Genomic DNA, 5,228 nt, shown 5'->3' with positions numbered 1-5,228 from the left:
GGTTCTGGCAGGCTTCGACACCCGCCACGATACGCCGCCTTCTCAGGCCCCATCACCCATTTTCAGCCATAGCCCTTCCAAGCTGGTCAATACCTTCAGACGCGAAGACGTGCTTGCGGACATTCTAGTCCCAAACCTTCCCGAAATGCCCGTTGTTCATAGGACCAGCGATGCCGGATTGTGTCGCGATGCCCTTTCCTACGCGCTCCGTCTTACGGCTTCGCTCGAGGCGCGCGGCGATGGCGAGAGCGTCACCAAGGCCATGGCAAAGATCCCCGTTCCCTGCCGTGGAGGATGGTATCCCCTTTCGCAGGCCATCTTCGGCAAGGGCTGGCCCGAAACACAAGGCGTCGCGGTGGATCGATACCTGCGACTTGCCGGCACGGAAAGCGCCAAGGCCGCGCGCGCTCGGCTCCTCTGCAAACCGGATGACCCTGACTGGGGCGAGTTCGGTGAAGTCGCACGCCACGTGCTTGAAAGCGCAGGTGTTTCCGATGGGCTTCCGCTCGTGAGAATCGGCGGAAAGGAGCCTGCCTTGATATGTCAGGTCAGCAACTACCGCTTTCAGAGTCACCAAGCCGCCCCGGCACCCATCGACGCTGAGACTTGGAAAGCTTTCGGCGAGAATCTGAATGGTTGGAGTAGCTCATACAAATCGGGTCGATCCAAGATCGACACGTTCCGCTGGCTACCGGGGCTCGAAAATCGCGCATCGTTTGACAGCGATACGAAACAAGCCCTTCTTGATGTCGTAATGGGCAGTGCGCCGCGTTGGGGCAGCGGTTGGCCAAGCGTGGACCTCATGAGGGACACGGGGACCTACGAGCGCATTACCCTCGACTCGCCGCTATTCTTGGCCCTGGCCATGTTCGACTGGATCCCCGACGGGGATCATGAGGGCACACGAAGCTGGAGCAAGCCAGCTGGACGCTGGTTTGTCCCAAGCCGCTACACCGCAAACGGCAGAACCTGGACCTTTGAGCATCTCGACCCGTTGCCCGCCCAAGTTTCGGTGCGGATCGAGCAGGACGACGCCCTCAAGTCATTGTTCACACGTCTCGGGGTCGCCCATTACGACCCAGAGACGCGAACAGACGATGTGCGGTTGCTAGACAGTCTCGGCAAAGCCGTGGAGAATCGCACATTCCGCAACGCGAGCACTTTGATCGGTCAATTGCGCGCGGCTTGGGACGCATTTGATCCCGCCTCACCGGTTGCTTTCCCTGCACATGTTGTGGTGCAGAAGCCCGACGGAGTTCTGGCCTTGGTGGAACCCTCAGCGGCCAACCCGGTTTATTTGCCGAGCAGTCGCTCCTCCACTTCGGACCTTCGCGAACTCGGCCTCTCGGTCATCGCAATAGAACCCAAGGCCGCACAACGCCTTGCCGAAGGCTTTTCCGGGCGTTTCGGGGTCGCGGTCAGGAATTCGGAGCGCTTCGAGTTGGTTGCGCAGTCGGGCAATCAACCTTTCGCGGATAGCGAGTCCGTCGAGCTAGCGTCGTTTCGAGATCTCGATGGGGTCATTCCCTTGGTGCTGACGATTGCCGCCTTTCACGGGCAGAACGCCCAAGGGACGATGTCCGGGGGCTTCAACGACCTTGTCGGTGCGTTCCGCGAAGCGAGAGTGGCCGTCATGCCCCAACTCTCGGTCGTGCCGATGATCACCGACCAACCGATCGCTGATCCAATACCGCAGATGGCCGCCTGGCTTGGCCGCGCCATCGCGTGCCTTCCGTTCGAGGTTTCGCTGACCGATCCCGTGGAAGTGGCATCCGTGAACCGCAGGCTCCTGGAGGGGCTGCACAGCCGCCTCATGCTGATCGCAGCGGCATGGCATGCCGCAGCGGGCATGAACGAAAGCTCTGCCTGGCACGAGGCGAAACTCGGCGATCCGACCCTGTCGCCTCGACCGGAGGATCGCGACGTCTTCACCCTGCGCTGGGGCGAAGCGCGCGCGCTGGATTTCATCCGCGCGGACCTGCCCCCGACTGCGCCGCAGAAAATCCGCGACGCTATTCGGGATGCCGGGGCGCTCGACGCGCTGATGACTGCTTTGCAAGTCAATCCTGCCGAGATGGATGATGCCCTAGACCGGCTGTCGGCCCTGCAGGCGGCGGCCGAACGTAAAAAGCGCATCGTTCAGGTCTGTGGCGGTGACATCGACAACTCCGACAGCGGTCTAGCGGAACTCTTCGCGCATATTTCGGCGCATGTTCCCGACGCTAGCGTGCGCGCATTTGCGGGCTTCGATTTGAAGGCGGTCACGCTTCCGCAAAAGGCAAAAAAGCCGAAGCCGAGCGATTCGAAAGACAGGACCAAGCGCACCCGGGTGCCTCCGAAGACACGCCGGGACATGGAGGACCTGATCGGGGCAGCGGGCGAGATCCATGCCTTCCGTTGGCTGCAGATCAAATACGGGCCCGAGATCATCACGCCGGCAAACTGGGTCTCGGCCTACAGTGCGAAAGCCTTTCCGGACAACGCTTCCTATGTAGATGAGGGGAAAGGCTGCGATATCTCGTTCATGCTGGATGGCTGCACCTACAACATCGAGGTCAAATCTAGCGAAGAGGATGGCACCGGCTTCACGCTCGGCACCTCCGAGATCCGCCACGCGAGAGAGATCGCCCGAAAGCGTCGGAGGCGGCAGCGTGAGGAGTTCTTCATCCTTAAGGTGGATTTCGTACTAACGCCCGAGCCGAAGTTTACGCTGCTGCCGAACCCCTATGATCCGGCGCATCAGGATCGTTTTGTTATCATCGATGAGGGCGCTCGGGTAACCTACCGACCGTAGACCTATCGTCGAACGGAGGTGGAGAAGGTCCGATTTCAGGCCCATCCCCTCCGGTAGAAACCAACCCGATCCACCTTAGCCAAGCCGCCAAACTGTCTCACCAGGCGGCACCACCTCTATCAGCTCCGCGCATCTGACCTGCTGCGCAGATCGCCCATTGCTCCGTCGGCGCAACCGCGCCAAATTCAACCTCGGACTCTGGTCTCAGCTGGATGAGAGAAGGGGTTCACAGCACATGGGTCGCAGGCCCGTCGAAACCGTCATGTCATTCGTTAGCCAAGAAGGTTAAGTTGACACTTTATGAGGGGCACTTTGGGGGCAGAATCTCGGGCGATGCGGGCCGGGCCTAAAGCAACGATCTTGAATCGGGAACAGCGAAACGTCACGCAAGACCACGAAATCCCTATGGAAACCGAATCCACCATTGCGACTGCTCGCTCATCTGCCATGCTCGGGAAAACTTGGCTGGGGCGGTAGGATTCTGCCCCAACTAGCCGATAAAGCGTTTATATACAGGCGCTTGCGAGGCTCTTTCCCAGCTTGATGACCCGGTGTCACATGACACGGTTTTCGCATCTGACGGCTTACCCGTCAATCGCGATCCGGCGTTGTGGGCGCTGCAACGGTTACGGCCCGCAATGCGGGCAGCGGGGAAACGCGATGCGTAGGACGAAAAGACAGGGAATGGGCAGCGCCCAGGACTGATACGGGGCCTATCCGGCCCGCGCGAAATCTTTGAGCGGATGGAAGCGCGAGCGGAAAGGCAAATGCGGCGGATCGACAACGCCGGCAAGCCGTTTCAGCCCCGTATGCTCGAAATAGCATAGCCGCGTCTGTCGATCAATTGGATCGACAACATGACTCAAAATTTTTCGCAAATTTCCGCCACTGAAACCGCCGTGCCCGTCGCGACCGGGCAGCAGGAGCGCCGCCAGGGCGTCAGCCCTAGCGGCGCGGGTGTTTGCATTGCGCCCGCCTCGTCGGGCCTCTCTGCGCGTGCTGTGGCGGCTATGGAAGCCGCCCGCAGCCTGCATCCCGCAGGCGCGGTGCCTGCCAGTTCGGACCGTCAAGTAATACGGTCCGAACTTTGCGGCAGTGCATTGAAAATGCACGACAATCAGGCGATTTCGCCGGATTTAGCCCTGGAAGCCTCCAAACTTCAAGGCAAACTGTTGAAAGATAATGGAAAAACGTCCAGAAAGAGCCGTTCCGTTCAAACCGGGGGCAGGCTCGCGGAAGTGCTGGAACAGTTCAAGTTTGACTACTTCGAGGGTTTGTTGTCCGCGCCGGACGGAACGTCAGAGTGTCGCGCGGGCGGGAAAATTGAACGCGGCGTGATTCAGAGGGCTTGCTTGCTTCTTCGCGACGCTGGCTTGCGTCAGGGTTTCAGTGCGAAAACGGGCCGCGACTATGGCCGGGGTCTGAATTTTCACCAAGGGGACGAATCGGCGGCGGTGTGCTTCCTGCAATCCGGTTCAACGATGGGGGCCACCCCTCGGCTGACAGTGAAAGGGGGGCATGGCTTCTGCGCGCGTTTCGTCCCGCAGTTGCAGCGCGCCGACCTGAACTTTCAAGCGATCCGCGTAGACGTGTGTCTGGACCTGCTCGACGCCGGGCCGGATGCTTTCGACAAGCTGCATGATATGAGCGTGACGTTTGCGCGTGGGGCGAAGATCAGCGCGCCCGATGTTGTGGGTAGCGAGGAAAAGGGGCGAACCTTCTACTTGAAGGGAAAAGGCGGCGTCCTGCTTCGCGTGTATGAGAAGGGGCTTGAACAGCGCGGCAAGGGCAATCTTGACGCCCCGGCGTCGTGGTTGCGGATTGAATTTCAATATACCGGCATTGAGTCGGGCAAGAAGGTCTCAACCGCGCGGATGACGCCCGCCGAGGTTGTCAGGCATAAGGACTTTAGCAGGAAATGGCTTGAACGCGCTGCGACACTGCTGAAGCTGGCCGCAGCCGGTGAGCGGGCTGCGCGTTTCGTGGCTGAGTATGCGCCGAAGGTGAAAACGCTGGATGACGCGCTGGAACACGGAGCGCGGCAGTATGGCCGGTCATACAGTCTGGCGGCGGTGCGCGATATCATCGACTCAGATTTTGACGGTGACCGGCGCGCGGCGGCGGCGGCTGGCGCGTTGTCTGATGAAGCCGTTGTTGACCGGGCGGGCGAGATTTTCGCCGGGAAAATTGGGGATGCCGCAAAGCGTGTGCTAGCCACGACGCGCGCCGGTGTCGATGAATCAGACGAGGCGTGGGCCGAAGCTGTCGCCGCGCAACAGCAGGCTGACTATGAGCGCGACCTTGAGCGCGAAGTTCGCGCCCGCAAGCATTTGCGGGGGCATGTTGATCCGGTGGCACAGAACACCGTGAACAGGGTTGAGCTGGAGGCGTCGCAGGTCGAAGCCGAGGATGCCTTGGCTGCTGTCCGGGCGGC

Annotated in this window: 2 protein-coding genes; both read left to right on the top strand. The window is 60.6% G+C overall.

Features of this window, described 5'->3' with window-relative positions; genetic code table 11:
- Positions 1-2,794 (top strand): hypothetical protein (locus WMK75_RS18215; protein ID WP_347269001.1); only part of this gene is annotated, 2,794 nt, incomplete at its 5' end.
- A gap of 857 nt (positions 2,795-3,651) precedes the next feature.
- The coding region (locus WMK75_RS18210) for a hypothetical protein (RefSeq protein WP_347269000.1) at positions 3,652-5,228 on the top strand (1,577 nt) is incomplete at its 3' end.

It is taken from the genome of Paracoccus sp. (in: a-proteobacteria) (assembly GCF_039808215.1).
GTDB lineage: Bacteria > Pseudomonadota > Alphaproteobacteria > Rhodobacterales > Rhodobacteraceae > Paracoccus.
This window is presented reverse-complemented; position numbering and strand designations above follow the sequence as displayed.